At 54.4% G+C, this 16,997-nt stretch carries 21 protein-coding genes; 14 read left to right on the plus strand and 7 right to left on the minus strand.

All coding sequences use genetic code 11. The features are described from left to right. The first annotated feature begins 1 nt into the window (after position 1). The 8 genes from fliM (at position 2) to NG99_RS00525 (ending at position 6,799) form a co-directional block, all read left to right on the plus strand. Positions 2-1,009 (plus strand): flagellar motor switch protein FliM, encoded by a 1,008-nt coding sequence (gene fliM / locus NG99_RS00490; protein WP_034887276.1) that lies wholly within the window; start codon positions 2-4, stop codon positions 1,007-1,009. Further along, entirely contained in the window at positions 1,002-1,400 is a 399-nt protein-coding gene (fliN, locus tag NG99_RS00495; RefSeq protein WP_034887278.1) for a flagellar motor switch protein FliN, read from the plus strand. Before fliM ends, fliN begins: the two co-directional genes overlap by 8 nt. Continuing rightward, positions 1,401-1,796 (plus strand): flagellar biosynthetic protein FliO, encoded by a 396-nt coding sequence (fliO, locus tag NG99_RS00500; protein WP_034887280.1) that lies wholly within the window; start codon positions 1,401-1,403, stop codon positions 1,794-1,796. Continuing rightward, positions 1,796-2,530, plus strand: coding sequence for a flagellar type III secretion system pore protein FliP (fliP, locus tag NG99_RS00505; RefSeq protein WP_034887282.1), 735 nt, complete (start codon positions 1,796-1,798; stop codon positions 2,528-2,530). Before fliO ends, fliP begins: the two co-directional genes overlap by 1 nt. Before the next feature lie 57 nt (positions 2,531-2,587). Continuing rightward, positions 2,588-2,857, plus strand: coding sequence for a flagellar biosynthesis protein FliQ (gene fliQ, locus NG99_RS00510; protein WP_034887284.1), 270 nt, complete (start codon positions 2,588-2,590; stop codon positions 2,855-2,857). Beyond that, positions 2,857-3,642, plus strand: coding sequence for a flagellar biosynthetic protein FliR (gene fliR / locus NG99_RS00515; protein ID WP_034887287.1), 786 nt, complete (start codon positions 2,857-2,859; stop codon positions 3,640-3,642). The genes fliQ and fliR overlap by 1 nt, the downstream gene beginning before the upstream one ends. 651 nt (positions 3,643-4,293) lie before the next feature. Next, the gene (gene rcsA / locus NG99_RS00520; protein WP_034887289.1) at positions 4,294-4,929 is read left to right on the plus strand and encodes a transcriptional regulator RcsA; all 636 of its coding nucleotides are present in this window, start codon (positions 4,294-4,296) and stop codon (positions 4,927-4,929) included. Between the two features lie 166 nt (positions 4,930-5,095). Next, the gene (locus tag NG99_RS00525; RefSeq protein WP_034887291.1) at positions 5,096-6,799 is read left to right on the plus strand and encodes a methyl-accepting chemotaxis protein; all 1,704 of its coding nucleotides are present in this window, start codon (positions 5,096-5,098) and stop codon (positions 6,797-6,799) included. Positions 6,800-6,887: 88 nt separating this feature from the next. Here the strand turns inward: NG99_RS00525 and dsrB are convergent, their stop codons facing one another. Further along, positions 6,888-7,082, minus strand: coding sequence for a protein DsrB (gene dsrB / locus NG99_RS00530; RefSeq protein WP_034887293.1), 195 nt, complete (start codon positions 7,080-7,082; stop codon positions 6,888-6,890). A 291-nt stretch (positions 7,083-7,373) separates the two neighbouring features. Here dsrB and yodD point away from each other — a divergent pair, with 291 nt between their 5' ends. The 3 genes from yodD to NG99_RS00545 all read left to right on the plus strand — a co-directional run bounded on the left by yodD (position 7,374) and on the right by NG99_RS00545 (position 10,043). Continuing rightward, positions 7,374-7,607, plus strand: a complete 234-nt coding sequence (gene yodD / locus NG99_RS00535) for a YodD family peroxide/acid resistance protein (protein WP_034887295.1) — start codon at positions 7,374-7,376, stop codon at positions 7,605-7,607. Positions 7,608-7,975: 368 nt separating this feature from the next. Then, positions 7,976-8,779 (plus strand): mannosyl-3-phosphoglycerate phosphatase-related protein, encoded by an 804-nt coding sequence (locus NG99_RS00540; protein WP_034887297.1) that lies wholly within the window; start codon positions 7,976-7,978, stop codon positions 8,777-8,779. Positions 8,780-8,822: 43 nt separating this feature from the next. Beyond that, positions 8,823-10,043, plus strand: coding sequence for a glycosyltransferase family protein (locus tag NG99_RS00545; RefSeq protein ID WP_034887298.1), 1,221 nt, complete (start codon positions 8,823-8,825; stop codon positions 10,041-10,043). Here the strand turns inward: NG99_RS00545 and dgcQ are convergent. The 5 genes from dgcQ to NG99_RS00565 form a co-directional block, all read right to left on the minus strand. Then, complete coding sequence (dgcQ, locus tag NG99_RS00550) at positions 10,040-11,695, minus strand: cellulose biosynthesis regulator diguanylate cyclase DgcQ (protein WP_034887299.1); 1,656 nt, start codon at positions 11,693-11,695, stop codon at positions 10,040-10,042. The two genes, NG99_RS00545 and dgcQ, sit on opposite strands and share 4 nt — an antisense overlap. Before the next feature lie 131 nt (positions 11,696-11,826). Further along, entirely contained in the window at positions 11,827-12,006 is a 180-nt protein-coding gene (locus NG99_RS00555; RefSeq protein ID WP_034887300.1) for a YodC family protein, read from the minus strand. Positions 12,007-12,194: 188 nt separating this feature from the next. After that, positions 12,195-12,326, minus strand: coding sequence for a hypothetical protein (locus NG99_RS30175; protein WP_255416512.1), 132 nt, complete (start codon positions 12,324-12,326; stop codon positions 12,195-12,197). Positions 12,327-12,364: 38 nt separating this feature from the next. Beyond that, positions 12,365-13,276, minus strand: coding sequence for a DUF808 domain-containing protein (locus NG99_RS00560; RefSeq protein ID WP_034887301.1), 912 nt, complete (start codon positions 13,274-13,276; stop codon positions 12,365-12,367). 11 nt (positions 13,277-13,287) lie between these two features. Further along, the gene (locus NG99_RS00565) at positions 13,288-13,563 is read right to left on the minus strand and encodes a hypothetical protein (protein ID WP_034887302.1); all 276 of its coding nucleotides are present in this window, start codon (positions 13,561-13,563) and stop codon (positions 13,288-13,290) included. A gap of 172 nt (positions 13,564-13,735) precedes the next feature. On the opposite strand from NG99_RS00565, the gene yedA reads away from it, so the two are divergent. The 3 genes from yedA to NG99_RS00580 all read left to right on the plus strand — a co-directional run bounded on the left by yedA (position 13,736) and on the right by NG99_RS00580 (position 16,482). Further along, positions 13,736-14,653, plus strand: coding sequence for a drug/metabolite exporter YedA (gene yedA, locus NG99_RS00570; RefSeq protein WP_034887348.1), 918 nt, complete (start codon positions 13,736-13,738; stop codon positions 14,651-14,653). Positions 14,654-14,659: 6 nt separating this feature from the next. Further along, entirely contained in the window at positions 14,660-15,571 is a 912-nt protein-coding gene (locus tag NG99_RS00575) for a LysR family transcriptional regulator (RefSeq protein WP_034887303.1), read from the plus strand. Positions 15,572-15,651: 80 nt separating this feature from the next. Further along, positions 15,652-16,482: an oxidoreductase gene (locus tag NG99_RS00580; RefSeq protein ID WP_034887304.1), complete on the plus strand. Its 831-nt coding sequence runs from the start codon at positions 15,652-15,654 to the stop codon at positions 16,480-16,482. Positions 16,483-16,504: 22 nt separating this feature from the next. On the opposite strand, the gene NG99_RS00585 is transcribed toward NG99_RS00580, so the two are convergent. Next, on the minus strand, positions 16,505-16,978 hold the full coding sequence (locus NG99_RS00585; protein WP_034887305.1) for a very short patch repair endonuclease: 474 nt from the start codon (positions 16,976-16,978) through the stop codon (positions 16,505-16,507). Positions 16,979-16,997: the final 19 nt, after the last annotated feature.

Raw genomic sequence — 16,997 nt, forward strand, 5'->3', positions numbered from 1 at the left:
CATGGGCGACAGCATTCTCTCACAAGCGGAAATTGACGCGCTGCTCAACGGCGACAGCGACAGCGCGGCAGTAGAAACCACCAGTACCCAAAGCGACAGTGACATACGTCCCTATGATCCCAATACCCAGCGGCGCATGGTTCGCGAACGTTTGCAGGCGCTGGAGATCATCAACGAACGTTTCGCCCGCTCTTACCGCATGGCGCTGTTTAACCTGCTGCGCCGCAGCCCGGACATCACGGTAGGCGCGATTAAAATTCAGCCCTACCATGAATTTGCCCGCAATCTGCCGGTACCGACCAACCTGAACCTGATTCACCTGAAGCCGCTGCGCGGAACCGCGCTGGTGGTGTTCTCACCCAGCCTGGTGTTTATTGCGGTAGATAACCTGTTTGGCGGCGACGGTCGTTTTCCGACCAAGGTGGAAGGCCGTGAGTTTACCGCCACCGAGCAGCGGGTGATCCGCCGGATGCTGAAGCTGGCGCTGGAAGGATACAGCGAGGCGTGGAAGCCGATTTATCCGCTGGACGTCGAGTATGTGCGCTCGGAAATGCAGGTCAAGTTCACCAACATTACCACCTCGCCCAACGACATCGTGATTACCACGCCGTTCCAGGTGGAGATTGGTAACCTGGTGGGTGAATTCACGATTTGCATCCCGTTCAGCATGATTGAGCCACTGCGCGAAACGCTGGTGAACCCGCCGCTGGAAAACTCCCGTCAGGAAGACCAGAGCTGGCGCGATACGCTGGTGAAACAGGTCCAGCACTCGGAGCTGGAGCTGATTGCGAACTTTGGCGAAATGTCGCTGCGCATCTCGCGTCTGCTGGCGCTAAAGCCCGGCGACGTCTTACCGATTGAAAAACCGGACCGCATTATCGCCCATGTCGACGGCGTGCCGGTATTAACCAGCCAGTACGGCACCCTCAACGGGCAGTATGCGCTGCGAGTGGAACATCTGATTAACCCGATTTTGAATTCGATGAACGAGGAACAGCCCGATGAGTGACACCAAGAAGCCGTCCGAAGACGACATCTCCGCGGACGACCTGTGGGCTGACGCGCTGAACGAACAGTCCAGCGCCTCAGCCGAAGGGGTGTTCAAATCGCTGGAGAGCAATGACATTAGCGGGTCACTCCAGGATATCGACCTGATTATGGATATTCCGGTCAAGCTGACCGTCGAGCTGGGCCGCACCAAAATGACGATAAAAGAGTTGCTGCGCCTGACGCAGGGCTCAGTAGTCGCGCTCGAAGGTCTGGCGGGCGAGCCGCTGGATATCCTGATCAACGGCTATCTGATTGCGCAGGGTGAAGTGGTGGTGGTGGCCGATAAATACGGCGTGCGCATTACCGATATCATCACCCCGTCCGAACGTATGCGTCGCCTGAGTCGCTAAATGAAGACCGGCTCAGTGCAGCAACCGCCAATGGGTCAGCCAGCCGTCTCCGGCGGATCGATGCTGACCCAGGTGAGCAGCGTATTAGCGGTGATTATTCTGCTGATCCTGGCCTGCGGCTGGCTAGCCAGGCGGTTCGGCTTTGCTCCCAGGCGCAGCGTCCGCGGCCAGAATGATCTGAAGGTCAGCAATAGCTGCCAGCTAGGCCAGCGTGAACGCGTAGTGATTATCGACGTGGAAGACGCCCGGCTGGTGCTGGGCGTGACCGCTCAGCAGATCACCCATTTACATACCCTGCCGCCCAGGCCACCGCAGGACAATTCGGAACCTCCGGCTGCGACGGCAGACTTCCGTCAGGTGCTGCAATCATTAATCAAACGCCCCGGTAAGCCATAATGAAACGCTTTCTTCCCCTGCTGGCGCTGTTTTTACTGATGGCGCCCGACGTGCACGCTCAGCTTCCGGGCCTGATGAGCCACCCAACCGCAAACGGCGGCCAGAGCTGGTCGCTGCCGGTGCAGACGCTGGTCTTTATTACTTCGCTGACCTTTCTGCCCGCCATTCTGCTGATGATGACCAGCTTCACCCGCATCATTATCGTTTTTGGCCTGCTGCGTAACGCTCTGGGCACGCCGTCCGCGCCGCCGAACCAGGTGCTACTCGGCCTGGCGCTGTTCCTGACCTTTTTCATTATGGGTCCGGTGTTTGACAAAATTTATCAGGATGCGTACCTGCCGTTCAGCCAGGACAAAATCAGTATGCAGGAGGCGCTCGATAAAGGTGCGCAACCGCTACGCGAATTTATGCTGCGCCAGACGCGTGAAGCCGACCTCGCGCTGTTCGCCCGACTCTCTAACTCGCCGCCGCTACAGGGACCTGAAGCGGTGCCCATGCGTATTTTATTACCGGCATACGTTACCAGCGAACTGAAAACCGCCTTTCAGATTGGCTTTACCGTCTTTATTCCTTTTCTGATTATCGACCTGGTGGTAGCCACCGTACTGATGGCGCTGGGCATGATGATGGTGCCACCCGCCACCATTTCACTGCCCTTTAAGCTGATGCTGTTTGTACTGGTCGACGGCTGGTCGCTGCTGGTGAGTTCGCTGGCGCAGAGTTTTTATTCCTGAGCATGGCGGGATCAGTGAGTTCGCCTCAGGCTTCCCTTTTCTTCCTCTGGAGTCACTATGACACCTGAATCAGTTATGGTTATCGGACACGATGCAATGCAGCTTGCTCTGGCCGTCGCCGCTCCGATGCTGTTGGCGGCGCTGGTTAGCGGCTTGTTTATCAGCCTGCTCCAGGCCGCCACCCAGATCAATGAGCAAACGCTCTCATTTATCCCGAAAATTCTCGCGGTAGTGGCGACGATGGTGGTGGCCGGTCCGTGGATGCTGAACCTGATACTCGACTATATGCGTACCCTGTTCAGCAACCTGCCTAACATGATCGGTTAATGATTAACCTCGACAGCAGTCAGCTGGTGTTCTGGATCAGCCAACTCTTCTGGCCACTGGCTCGCGTGCTGGCGCTGATCATGACCGCGCCGCTGCTGAGCGAGAAAGCGATTAGCAGAAAGGTGAAAGTTGGCCTTGGGCTAATGATCACCTATGTCCTGCTGCCTTCTCTGCCGCCAACTAACGTCACGCTGTTTTCGGTGGGTGGCTTCTGGCTACTGATTCAGCAGATTTTGATCGGCATGGCGATAGGTTTTACCATGCAGTTTGCTTTTGCTGCGGTCAGAACGGCCGGGGAAGTCATTGGTTTACAGATGGGCTTGTCGTTTGCCACCTTCTTTGATCCGGCAAGCCGTCTCAATATGCCGGTACTCGCCCGCTTTCTCGATATGCTGACAATGCTGCTTTTTCTCTCCTTCAACGGGCATCTGTGGCTGATTTCGATGGTTGCAGACAGTTTCCATACGCTGCCAATCGGCGGAGACCCGATAAATGGCAATGCGTTTCTCGCGCTAACCAAGGCGGCCAGTCTAATTTTCCTTAATGGTCTGCGATTAGCGCTACCGTTGATCACTCTGCTGCTCACCCTAAATTTGGCCCTGGGTTTGTTAAACCGCGTTTCACCACAGCTCTCCGTTTATGCCATCGGATTTCCCATCACCTTATCTATAGGGATCGTCTTCATCAGCCTGATGATGCCTCTCCTCGCCCCTTTCTGTGAGCATTTGTTCAGCGAAGTGTTTGATTTGCTCGCCAGCGTGCTCAGCGAAATGCCTGGTCAATAAATTTAAGTATACCCCGCACAGAAAGCCACCATGCTTAAGGATTGGAAATGTGTCCGTGCATTTTTCGAACCAAATTTACCAGAATTTTATTAAGGAAAATCTGATAAACGCGTTTAGCCAATGAAAATTATTCTTATTAAATCCCAGTTAGCGTATTTTGATTTCCTGAATGGACAAAATGTTGCAGCAAGGTTAATGCAGCCACATGACACAACCATTTGTTTTTAATAGAAAAATAATTATTTCCGGTTTGTCTTGTATCAAAACATGTTTTAAGGCATTGTCAGCGCTTCATAAAGCGTTACACATTTGCATAACGAATGTTTTTAGGAATCGTCCTATCAGATTTTTCTGCGTTTTGCGAGATAGTGGCGTAGATCACATAAACTAACGTTTTATGCGGTACTAAAACAATTTGCCAGCTGCTTACGCTGAATGATAGCTCTCAGCGGGGAAAGCCTGGCTGTCATATCGACCTAACTCAAATCTACCTTCGGGCATGGACAGATCTGATCGGAGCGCTTTGCTCTCAGATTTTATGCCGGGTATATAACAAGATCGTTATTAAGAACTCTTTGCTCTCGTACTACACAACAAACGCGTAATTCATCGTTGATTTAAACGGATAACTATTTGGTGAGGGTCGCTACAATGCCAACGATTATAATGGATTCATGCAGCTATACACGGCTTGGGCTTACAGATTATTTGTCAGTGAAGGGGGTTAAAAAGAAGAACATTACTTCTGTCACCGACATTGATCAATTACAAGCTAAATGCCAGCAGTATCAGCCAGGCGTGGTTTTTATTAACGAAGATTGTTTTATTCACGAAGCAGATGCCAGTCAGCGCATAAGAACCATTATTATGCAAAACCCTGACACTCAGTTCTTTATCTTTATGGCCATCTCCAACATCCATTTTGAGGAATACCTCTACGTTCGTAAGAACTTGATTATTACATCAAAATCGATCAAACCGGCCACTTTAGATAACTTACTGCTTTCCTATTTTCAAAAGAAACTTAATGTCTCACCCCGGTATTCGGCAGGTTTTGATGTTCATCCACTGACGCTGAGCCAAACAGAATCAAACATGCTCAAGATGTGGATGTCTGGGCACGATACGATTCAGATATCGGATAAGATGCAAATTAAGGCCAAAACGGTTTCCTCTCATAAAGGAAATATCAAAAGAAAAATTAAAACACACAACAAGCAGGTTATTTATCATGTTGTTCGATTAACAGATAATGTCACCAGCGGCATCTATGTTAACGTGAGATAATTTTTCTTCCGAAACTGAATCGCCGGCGTAAGCCGGCTTTTTTTCTTTTGCGAAATTTGTTAACCAGCTCTCATTTCCCCCCTAAGCCTTTGCCGTCAGCTGCCGATGTTCTGTAGACAGACCGAAGCTCCCGCTTCGCTTATTTCCCTACAGAGAGCAAAAGGACATGAAATCATCACACCTTAATGCCGAACAAAATGGGATCAGTTTCTGGCAGCATTTGCGACTGGTTCCCCTCTTCTCCGCGATCCTTGGCGGCATCCTGCTGTTGTTCGCCCTTTGTATCGCGATGGCGAGCTACTTTCTTATCCAGAGCAACCAGTCGCTGCAGGATGTTACGGAAGAAATTCAGGTCCGCATGGCTATCTCCAACAGCTCAAACCATTTACGCACCGCGCGCCTGAACGTGATCCACGCGGGCGCTTCCGCGCGCATCGGCGAAATGGACGCCTTCAACGATAATCTCAAACAGACTGAGAAGCGGATTCAGCAGGCGTCCGACAGCTTTACCGCCTATCTTAACCGTCGGGTTAAAACCCCTGCTGACCAGGCTCTTGATGCCGAACTGAAGACCCGGTTCGATGCCTATGTGGCTCAGGGGCTGTCACCGATGGTGAAAAGCGCCAAAGATGGCAGTTTTGAGGGTGTGATTGCCCAGGAAACGGATTACACCCGCAAGCTGGACGATGCCTACAACGCCGTTTTATTAAAAGCTATCGCCATCCGCACCCAGCGCGCCGATATGATTAATCAGGAAGCGGCGGCGCAAACCCGGCTTGGCTTTATTATGATGGCCTGCGCCTTTGCGGCAGCCCTGCTGCTGACGCTGACAACCTTTATCTTCCTGCGTCGGGTGGTGATCACGCCGCTGCGCCAGGCCGTCGACAGGATTGAGCATATCTCCCGTGGCGATTTGACCGCCCCACTGCAAAGTTGGGGACGCAGCGAAATCGGCACGCTGGGCAGCAATCTGCAAATCATGCAGCAGTCGCTGGTTAAAACGGTTGGGGTGGTACGGGAAGGTGCCGTGGCTATCTATCAAGGCGCCAGTGAGATCTCTGCCGGTAATACCGATCTCTCCTCGCGGACCGAACAGCAGGCCGCCGCGCTGGAAGAGACGGCAGCCAGCATGGAGCAACTGACCGCCACGGTGAAACAGAATGCGGAAAATGCCCATCACGCCAGCCAGCTCGCCGCCGATGCCTCCGGCAAAGCCCGCCAGGGCGGTGACATTGTCTCCGGCGTGATTGGCACCATGAATAATATCTCCACCAGCTCGAAGAAAATTGCTGAAATCACCACGGTGATCAACAGCATTGCTTTCCAGACCAATATCCTCGCGCTGAACGCAGCGGTAGAGGCAGCCAGGGCGGGTGAACAGGGGCGCGGCTTTGCGGTGGTCGCCAGTGAAGTCCGCAGCCTGGCGCAGCGCAGCGCCGGAGCGGCGAAAGAGATTGAAGGATTGATTGCAGAATCGGTTGACCTGATCGGTAAGGGGTCTTCGCAAGTAGGAAACGCGGGGGAGACCATGACCGACATCGTCGATGCGGTACGCCGCGTGACGGATATCATGGCCGAAATTGCCGCAGCCTCCGATGAGCAAAGCCGGGGCATTCAGCAGGTCAGCCTGGCCGTAACCGAGATGGATAACGTTACCCAGCAGAACGCCGCGCTGGTGGAAGAAGCTTCCGCCGCGGCATCTTCTCTGGAGGAGCAGGCTTCACGCCTGACGCAGGCCGTCGCCGCCTTCCACCTGAGCGACGGTGCGCGGGACCACCCCACTCAGCCGTCCCTGACCAGCCGGCCAAAGGCGCTGCCGGTGCCCGGCCGCCCGGTGTTGGCCAGCAGCGAGAATTGGGAAACATTCTGAGGTGATAAAAAAACGGGTGGAATTTCTTCCGCCCGTTTTCAGGATTTGCACGAATTTATCCAGCTGGATCGCTCCGCCCGGATTGCGGTCACGCTTCAGGATGGGGTTCGACAAAGATGCCATCGTCGTGGCCTTTCTCGTTAAAAAACCAGACCCCCATCGGGTAATCTTCCAGTGACACCAGAAACATCGTCCCCTCGCTGAAAGTTTCCACGGCCAGCACTTTTCCCGGGCGGCGCGGCCCGCCGTCCGTTTTGACCGTCACCCGATCGTTCACTTTCATGGCATTCCCCTCTTATTCAATGCGCTAAGTTTAACTGAAATCGCCCTTTTTAGCAGGGGAGTTGGCGCCGGCTTTTTTTCACTTTCTTAACGTTTCACGATGAGACTTCTGACAGGGAAGACGCATACACTCTCCTCACTGCACCAACCCCAAAGGTGCAGTCAACCTAAAAAGTAACAAGGATTTTTGCCCGCGCAGCGCGGGCTTTTTTTTTACCTGCCGATCTCCTTCCCGCCCATTTTCCTCATGCCATCTATACTTAGTGCAAACGATCATCTGAGGATATCCGTTATGACTACGGCAAAAGAGTACAGTGAGAACGTTCAGCGTGAGGTTAATATCGACGTTGAAGCTTTACTGGAAGCGATTCACTCGCGCTCAGGCGGCGAGGTGAAAGAGTTTATGGACGCTGAGCATGCGCATACGGTCAAAGTAGATGGCCGGGAGTACCACTCCTACACCGAGCTGGCCGATGCTTTTGAACTTGATATCCGGGATTTCTCCGTGACGGAAGTTAACCGCTAAAAAAAATCCCGGCTAATTAGCCGGGAATGAAAAATTCATACAATGAAATTCGTTACACAGGAAATTCTCTGACATCAATAGAATAGCCGATTCAGGCCTTAAGACAACTCCGAAGATCCCGGCAAGGTTGTACAAGGCTTTATTTTTTGTACAAGGAAAAACTCATTTTACCGAGCGCGGACGCGCCCTGAGACGGTGTTCTTATTTTTCCGTCAGGTGCTCAACGCCAGCCTGCTTTTTAAGACTATTCCTGGTAAAAAGCGCCCTTCTGCCGCGACTTTCCCGGCAAATCATCATTCAGAGTGAACAGAGCGGGTTATACTTGATAATCCTGCATTTTTTTGGGTGCTGAACGAGGAGGAAGGGTAATGCCTGGGCTAAACGATCCGCTGATGATTGTGACAGATTTAGATGGCTCCCTACTCGACCATCATACCTATGATTGGGAACCGGCCCGGACCTGGCTTGAGCGCCTGTCTGAGCGGAAGATCCCGGTGGTGATCTGCTCAAGTAAAACCGCTGCCGAGATCCTGCCGCTACAGCGTCAGCTGGGCCTGAGCGGCGCGCCCTATATCGCCGAGAATGGCGCCATTGTCCAGTGGAGTGGATCGCATGAGGCGGCTCTCCTCCCGAGGAGTAAAAGCTACAGCGACATTTGCCAGACCCTGCAGAAACTCCGTGAGCGCTACCGGTTTAAATTCACCGGTTTCGCGGACGTTTCCGAAAAGGAAGTCGCCGAGTGGACCGGGTTGACGCCGCATGACGCCGCGCTGGCGAAAATGCGGGAAGGCTCGGAAAGCCTGATCTGGCGCGATACGGCCGAACAGTTCATCGCCTTTGAGCAGGCGCTGAGCGCTGAACAGCTTAGCCTTGTTCAGGGCGGGCGGTTCTGGAGCGTGATGAATCAGGGAGCGGGCAAAGGAGCGGCGCTGGCGTTTTTATTGCAGCATTTTCGCCACCCGCTTGGGCACCGTTGGGTCACGATTGGCCTGGGAGATGGTCCAAATGATGCCCCAATGCTGGATGAAGTTGATTTTGCCGTCATTATTAAAGGCTACAGTAAAACACCGGTCACGCTTCAGCGTGCAGATACGCAACACTTCTTTCGCAGTGCGCGCTTCGGTCCTGAAGGCTGGAGTGAGGGTCTGACGCACTTTATCCACCAGGATTAATTTTGAGCCTGCTCTTATTGGGCAGCGGCCAGAGGGGAATGCAATGAGTGATTTTTTCCAGAACGGCGTGATTACCAACTTCCATAACCTCACCGGCCTGCCGGTTGAAGAGCTTGAGAAGGATCTGGTGCGTTTTGCTGAAAAGCGCCGGATGGCACTGATTCTGCCGTCGCTGTTTTCCGAGCTGGAGGGGCCTGCACTGAGTCATATTGTCGATGAGCTGGCTAAAGTCCCCTATCTTGAGGAAATTGTTATCGGGCTGGACCGGGCCGATCGCGAGCAGTTTCTCTATGCGCGAGAGTTTTTCTCCCGTCTGCCGCAGCGCCATCGCATTTTGTGGAACGATGGTCCGCGACTTAAGGCGCTGGATGCCGAACTGGATAAGGAAGGACTCTCCCCTACTCAGCCCGGCAAAGGACGCAACGTCTGGTTCTGCACCGGCTACACGCTCGCCTCCGACAAGTCCTCCTGCGTGGCGCTACACGATTGCGATATCGTCACCTATGAGCGTGGAATGCTTGCCCGTCTGCTTTACCCCCTGGCTAACCCCGCCTTTCAGTACGAGTTCTGCAAAGGCTTTTATGCCCGAGTGGCCGATAACAAATTGAATGGTCGCGTAGGCCGTTTGCTGGTCGGTCCGCTGTTGCGCTCGCTGCAAAAGGTGTACGGACACTCCGAGTATCTTGATTATCTCACCAGCTTTCGCTATCCGCTGTCTGGCGAATTTGCTATGCGCACCCACGTACTCAACGGCATTAAGATCCCGGGTGACTGGGGACTGGAAATTGGCGTGCTGTCTGAAATCTACCGTAACTACACCACGCGGCAAAGTTGCCAGGTCGAAATTGCCGACAATTACGATCATAAACATCAGCCGCTGTCCGAAGAGGATGGCACCGGCGGGCTGCGCAGGATGAGTAATGACATTGTGCAGTCGCTGCTGCGAAAAATGGCCACGATGGGCGTCAATATCACCAGCGATTCCTTCCGCGTGCTGAAAGCGACCTACTACCGCAATGCGCTGGATATGATGGAAGTGTACAGCCATGAAGCGGCGATGAACGGCCTGAAGTTCGACCAGCACGCTGAAGAGGCGGCGGTTGAGATGTTCACCCAGTCGATTCTGGATGCGGGGCAGTCGTTTATTGAACGTCCGAACGAAAAGCCTTTTATTCCGAGCTGGAGCCGCGTGCAGTCTGCTTTCCCTGACATCCTGCGGCGGATCTATGAAGCGGTTGAAGAGGATAACGCCGGCAACGTTTAGCCTTCGGCGCAGACACGATTGCGGCCTGTGGTTTTCGCCAGATAAAGCCTGCCGTCGGCGACCGATTGCAGGCTTTCAAACGGGTATTTCCCCTGCTCGTCGCTGGAAGACACGCCAAGAGAGACGGTGACGGTAAGCTGCTGGTTGCCGTCCGTCAGCACATGCTGGCTGGCAAGCTTGCGTCTGACCCGCTCCGCCACGTTCACCGCCTCCTTCAGGCCGGTGTCCGGTAAAACAATGCAAAACTCTTCGCCACCGATCCGCCCCACCACATCCTGAGAACGAATAGCCGACTGGATAGCCCTTGCAGCCTGCGTTAATACCCGGTCGCCGGTCTGATGACCATAGAGATCGTTCACCGATTTGAAACGGTCCAGATCGAGTTGGATCACCGAGAAAGGACGCTGGCTGGTCTGAGCCTGTTTGGCAAGATGTTCCGCACGGTCAAAGAAGGCCCCGCGGCTCAGAAGCCTGGTGAGGTTGTCGTAGTTAGCCCGCCAGCTCAGCGAGTTTTGCAGCGTCAGCATACGGCTAATCAGGCGAATAATAAGCTGGTGAGAAAACACCAGCGCCACGCTGAACATCAGCCATATCAGCGCCAGCACGACTGAGGCGCGCCCGGCATCGCCGCGCGCGCCCTCACGTAAAGTCTGTATATTGACCATTACCGATCCGAAATGCTGATTTTGGGTCCAGGTAACGAATCTCGTGCCCAAACGCAGCGTACCCTGCTGCCCTCCGGCAACCTCCGCAGCCAGCTTCTTCTCCTCTTCTGCGCTCAATTCCCGTGCTGGATCAGACGTCTCGTCAGTCATCGCTATCCGCTGCATGTGGCCATTGTAAAACAGCACATTGCCAGTCATACCTTTAGGTCGGGCCTGAAGCAGAAAGGACCTGATCCGCTCAACCCTGAAATCCATCGCCAGCACGCCGTACCAGTGGCCGTTATCATCCACGGGCAGGCTGACGGTGATCACTTTTTCATCATTAAACAGGCTTTGATAGAGATCGCTCCACGCCAACTTTCGCTGGGGGTTATAACTGGGCGACATCCCGGTAAAATAGGGGCGAGCAATCATTTTTGAATAGCTTTCAAACGCATGTGCATCGTTTAATGGCGGCGTTGAGCTCAGGTAAAAACCGGCGCGTGAAAGGTACCAAAGCCGGGAATGATAATTTCTGGAAGAATCCTGCAACTGGAGAATAGCGCTCATATCCATTGTCGCGCTCAGCTCATCCTCCAGCCGAAGCTGGTCGCCGCGTCCGAGCAAAGGATGCGTTTGTAGCCAGGCGTCAGAGACGCCGCTAATCGGCATACTCCGCTGCGCAGAATGCGAGAGACGCCACACCGGCTGGTGGCGGACCCGCTGAAACTGAGCGATCTCTTGCAGGGCATAGTTGCTGAGCACCGGCTGTTCTAACGAATGCTGGAGCATATTTCGGTAGAAATGGAGTTCATCAATGCTTCGCTGTCCCTGTCGCTCGACGCTGTTAGACAGGGTATTCAACCGGTCGCGCTGATCAACCTCATAGGCATCTTTAAGGATTAACGCCTCTCGCCAGGTCAGAGCCGTCAGAATCAGAAAAACAACAAAGAAACAGCCATTCACCACCTTTTTAGGGGCAGTGGAACGCAGTCGGGATAAAATCACGCAGTCTGACTTCCTGAGGAGTAAAAAGGGGGGAACAACCAAGTGTAGAGGACGGCAACTGGCCGTGCCAGGAGGTGGATCAACTTTGCGAGGAAAAGCAGGACGAAACCGGCTTCGTCCTGTTTCGGATGCTAGCCAGCAAGCTGGCTTTGCCCGGCAAGCAGCGGAGCAAGCTCCTCTTCCCTGAACGCCTCGCGCCTTACGCTGTAGCCATCATACCAACGACACTCAACCATACCGCTGGCGTAGCCTGTCACCACCATCGCCGGACCACCATTTTTAAGCTGGACTTCATCACTGACCATGATCATGACTCACCTCACAAGTTGGGTTAGCGGACCTTATACCGGAACTTCAGGTATAGCAGGCGGGCCAGATTTATTCTGTTAATTAGTGGTAAAACTTATGTTAAATCACGTTAACTCATTCAAATTCAGGCAAATAAAAAGCGAGCAACCGGAATGACTCGCTTTAAAAGACCGCTGCTGGCGCGCTGGCGTCAGATTTTGCAGCCTTCACAATCCGCTTCATCGCTCAGATCGGTTGGCACTTCACTGGCCTTTTTTTCCGCATTGGCTTCGGCCTGCTCCAGCTCAGCATCAATATCAAATTCAAAAATGTCGTCTTTCATCATTGCTCCCGTTTACTTAGCTTGCTAATAAGCTGCCTTTATACTGATTGCCCCCGCATTCTGGCAATCAAATTTACGACTAACAGCACAATCGACCCCACGATCAGTCCCAGCACCAGGTTAGCCAGATTGCTGAGCAGCGAAGCGATTAACCCGGAGAAATCTGCCGTAAGATGCTCAATGAAATGGTGGATAACCGGAACGCCGTGCGCAATGATGCCGCCGCCCACCAGGAACATCGCGAGGGTGCCTACCACGGTGAGGATTTTCATCAACCAGGGAGCAAGCGCCAGCAAGGCACCACCGGTTCCCCGCGCAACGGCTGACGTTTTCTGCTGTAGCCACAGGCCCAGATCGTCAATTTTCACAATGCAGGCTACGATGCCATATACGCCCACCGTGACCAGAATAGCGATGCCGGCGAGGATCACCACTTGGTTCATCAACGGCGCTTCAGAGACAATGCCCAGGGTAATGGCCACAATCTCCGCCGAGAGAATAAAGTCAGTGCGGATGGCGCCCTTAACCTTCTTCTTCTCAAACTCGGCCGCGTTTTGCTGAGAAAGCTTTTTGATCCGCTGCTCTCTTGCCTCTGGGCTCTGTTCAGCCTTGTCTTTATGCAGGCTGTGCAGGACTTTCTCGAAGCCTTCATAGCAAAGATAAGCGCCGCCGACCATCAGCAGCGGCGTAATCGCCCACGGCGCCCAGGCGCTGATCACCAGCGCCAGCGGCACGAGGATCAGCTTATTGAGGAATGAGCCTTTCGCCACGCCCCACACCACCGGCAGTTCGCGATTAGCCTTAACGCCGCTAACCTGCTGAGCGTTTAACGACAGGTCGTCACCCAGCACCCCAGCGGTTTTCTTTGCCGCCACCTTACCCATTACCGAAATATCGTCCAGCAGCGTGGCAATATCATCCAACAGCGTCAGTAAGCTCGTTCCTGCCAAAATTCCGTTCCTTATTGTTGTTCATCATGCTGGCAACAGGGGCAAACCGCTATTTCAGTGACCGCCATATCAGCAATACCGTCACAGTCCCACTCAACCCGTACCGTTTGCCCTTCCGCCTGGTCATGATGTAAATATTTACTCACCGGGCTTTCGGTCATGCCGGTAATCTCTTCGGTGGCGACCAGCCGCTCGCCAACAAAAATACGGGCGGTCGCTGCGGTGTTCACCATGCGCTCGCCGCTAATTTTATACAGCCGTCTTACCGTGAGTTTGATACTGGCCATGGATTACCCTGTCGGGAGATGTTAAAGAGTGTGATCTAACCAATTATGAACGAGGGATGCAACTTGTGTGACCAGAATCGTCTTTCTGTGAAAAGAAAAGCCGCTGCTCATCTGGTTGAAACTTTTTTTTAGCGTTAAGTTAACCACCCCATAACAGGATGTGAGAGTGATTATGTTGCGCCGTGCCCCTGCCCTGCTGCCGCTGCTGGCAGCGTTGTTTGCTCTGTATTTTATCTGGGGATCGACCTATTTTGTGATAAAAATTGGCGTGGCCAGCTGGCCGCCGATGATGCTGGCCGGGCTGCGTTTCCTGCTGGCGGGTAGCGTATTAATGGCCTTCCTGCTGCTGCGCGGCGAGAGACTGCCGGGCTGGCGTTCAGCCCTGAATGCCGCCCTGGTGGGCATTATGCTGCTCGCTATCGGCAACGGCGCGGTCACGGTAGCCGAGCACCAGAATGTGCCTTCCGGCATTGCCGCCGTGATGGTAGCTACCGTGCCGCTGTTCGCCATGTGCTTCAGCAGGCTGTTTGGTCTCCAGACTCGCTGGATTGAGTGGCTGGGCATTGCCGTCGGGCTGGTTGGCATCGTGCTACTCAACAGCGGCGGCCATCTTGGCGGCAATCCCTGGGGGGCGCTGATGATCCTCCTCGGCTCGCTCAGTTGGGCGTTCGGTTCGGTGTGGGGATCGCGCATTAATCTGCCGCACGGCATGATGGCCGGGGCGATTGAGATGTTGACGGCGGGAGCCGTGCTGCTGATAGCCAGCACGCTGAGCGGTGAACACCTTGCCACCCGCCCTGATTTATCGGGGCTGCTGTCGCTTGGTTACCTGAGCCTGTTTGGATCGGTAATTGCGATTAACGCCTATATGTACCTGATCCGTAACGTTACCCCGGCCATTGCCACCAGCTATGCTTATGTCAATCCTGTGGTTGCCGTGCTGCTGGGGATTGGCTTCGGCGGGGAAAGCCTGACGCTAAGGGAGTGGCTGGCGCTGGGAATTATCATCCTGGCGGTTATCCTGGTCACGCTGGGTAAATACCTGTTCCCGGCCAGGCCAACCGTAAAATCCTGTACGCTGGGAGAATAGCCGCCGATGCGAGGGAGTGATTACAGTGAACTGAAGGCGTTTATGACCATTGTGGAACAGGGCAGCTTTACCCGTGCCTCTGTGCAGCTTGGCATCAAACCCTCCACGCTGAGCCAGCTATTGCGTCAGCTGGAAAAACGTCTTGGCGTCCGGCTGCTGAACCGCACTACCCGCAGCCTGTCGCTGACCGAACCTGGCGCCGCGCTGCTGGCGAAGCTCAAGCCTGCCATGCTGGCGATGGAAGAAGCCGTCAGCGAAGCGACTTCACTGAGCGGCAAAGTCGCCGGAATGCTGCGCGTGCATACCTCGCGCATTGCGGCAGAACTCTATCTTCAACCTTTTCTGGCGGACTTCCACCGCCGCTGGCCTGAAATCGTGCTGGAGCTGACCATTGACGACAGTGCCGTGGATATCGTCAGCCGCGGCTATGATATCGGCATCCGTCTGGGCGAGATGCTGGCGAATGATATGATCGCTCATCCATTAGGGGGCGAGCTGCGCGAGGTAGCCTTTGCCTCGCCGGATTATCTTGACCGCCATGGCCGACCGCAGACATTGGCCGATCTCCAGCATCATCACTGTATTAACTGGCGATACCCAGCCAGCCAGCGGCTGTACAACTGGGAAATGTGGCAGGATGGCCGCTGGGTTGCCGTTGCCGTGAAGGGGCCGCTGATCGTTTCCGACCGGCGGATGGGCCTGAACGCGGCGCTACAGGGGATGGGCATTGGCTTCTGGCTGTACGATCGGGTCGCGGAATACGTTGCGCGCGGAGAGCTGGAGCTGTTGCTTGAAACGTTCAGCCATCCGTTCGACGGTTTTTATCTTTACTATCCGCAGCAGAGCGTCGCGTCGCCAACCATTAAAGCCTTCAGCGAGTTTTTTCGCGCGGCAAACTCTACCCTAAAACCCACATAGTCCATGCGCAATCTGGCAGATTATCAACACAGTCAACTCTGTCACACTGCTCTCCGTCATCACTTCAACGGAGAAAGAACATGTCCTCAGCAAAAACCTGGTTGATCACCGGCGTCTCTCGTGGCCTCGGCGAAGCGCTGGCTAAAGCCGTGCTGGCACAGGGGGATACCGTCATTGGCACCACTCGCGATAAGGCTCCCGACTTTGCCCGCGACAACGCGAATTTCCACTGGCTGGCCCTCGACGTAACCGATGCGGCGGCAATTAAACCGACCGTGGATCGGGCCTTTGCCCTGAAGGGTAAAATCGACGTGCTGGTCAATAACGCTGGCTACGGCCTGCTTGGTTCAGTGGAAGAAGCTACGGATGAGCAGGTTGCGCATTTGTTTGACGTCAACTTTCACGGCACCCGGCGGGTCACGCAGGCTGCTCTCCCGCATCTTCGCCAGCAGCGCAGCGGTCATATCATCAATATCACTTCTATTGCGGGCATCGCCCCTAACCCAGGCTCAGGGATGTATTCGGCGGCAAAATTTGCCGTTGAGGGCATGTCGCAAGGGCTGGCGCAGGAACTGGCTCCGCTGGGCATTTACCTCACGCTGGTTGAACCAGGGGCCTTTCGCACCGATTTTCTCTCCGATCACTCCCTGCGCAGAAGCCCCCCGGCGATTGCCGACTATGCCGATACCGCAGGGGCTGTAGTAGCGAAACTGGATGATATTGCGGGCAAACAGTTGGGCGATCCGGAACGGGCAGCAGAGGCGATGATAGCGATCGTCCAGGCCGCCACGCCTCCTCTGCATCTTCTGCTGGGCAGCGATGCACTGAGAAGAACCGAGCAGATGCAGGCCGCCTTTAAGCAGGATATTGAGCAGTGGCGGGAAGTGACGCTGAGCACAGACTACCGCTAGCATTTAAGAGAGGCTGGAACGGCTACTCCACGAGTTGCCGGAGACCCTGAGAATCGATTTCTCCATTGCCGCTTCCGGCACAAACCCACTCTTCCAGACGGCTGGTCAGCGCTTTTTCCTCCAGCCGCGTTTTCCCTCGCAGCGCGCATTCCCAGACGATCAGCACCTTCCAGCCTGCCGCCGTGAGTTCGGCAATATAACGTCTGTCGCGCGCAACGTTGCTGTCAATCTTCCCCATCCAGAAAGCCGTGCGGGTAGCGGGCACCTTGAACAGATGGCAATGATGTTTGTGCCAGAAGCAGCCGTGAACAAAAATAATCGTCTTATAGCGATCGACCACGAAATCAGGCCGTCCCGGCAGCATTTTATCCTGGACGCGATAGCTCAGCCCCAGACCGGTCAGCAGTTCGGCCAGCCTGGTTTCAATAGCCGTGTCGCGCGTGCGGATTGCGCGCATATTTTTACTGCGGACTTCAGAGGAGTGAACATCAGCCATCGTTATCATCCTTATGCTG

This window comes from Erwinia typographi, assembly GCF_000773975.1.
GTDB lineage: Bacteria > Pseudomonadota > Gammaproteobacteria > Enterobacterales > Enterobacteriaceae > Erwinia > Erwinia typographi.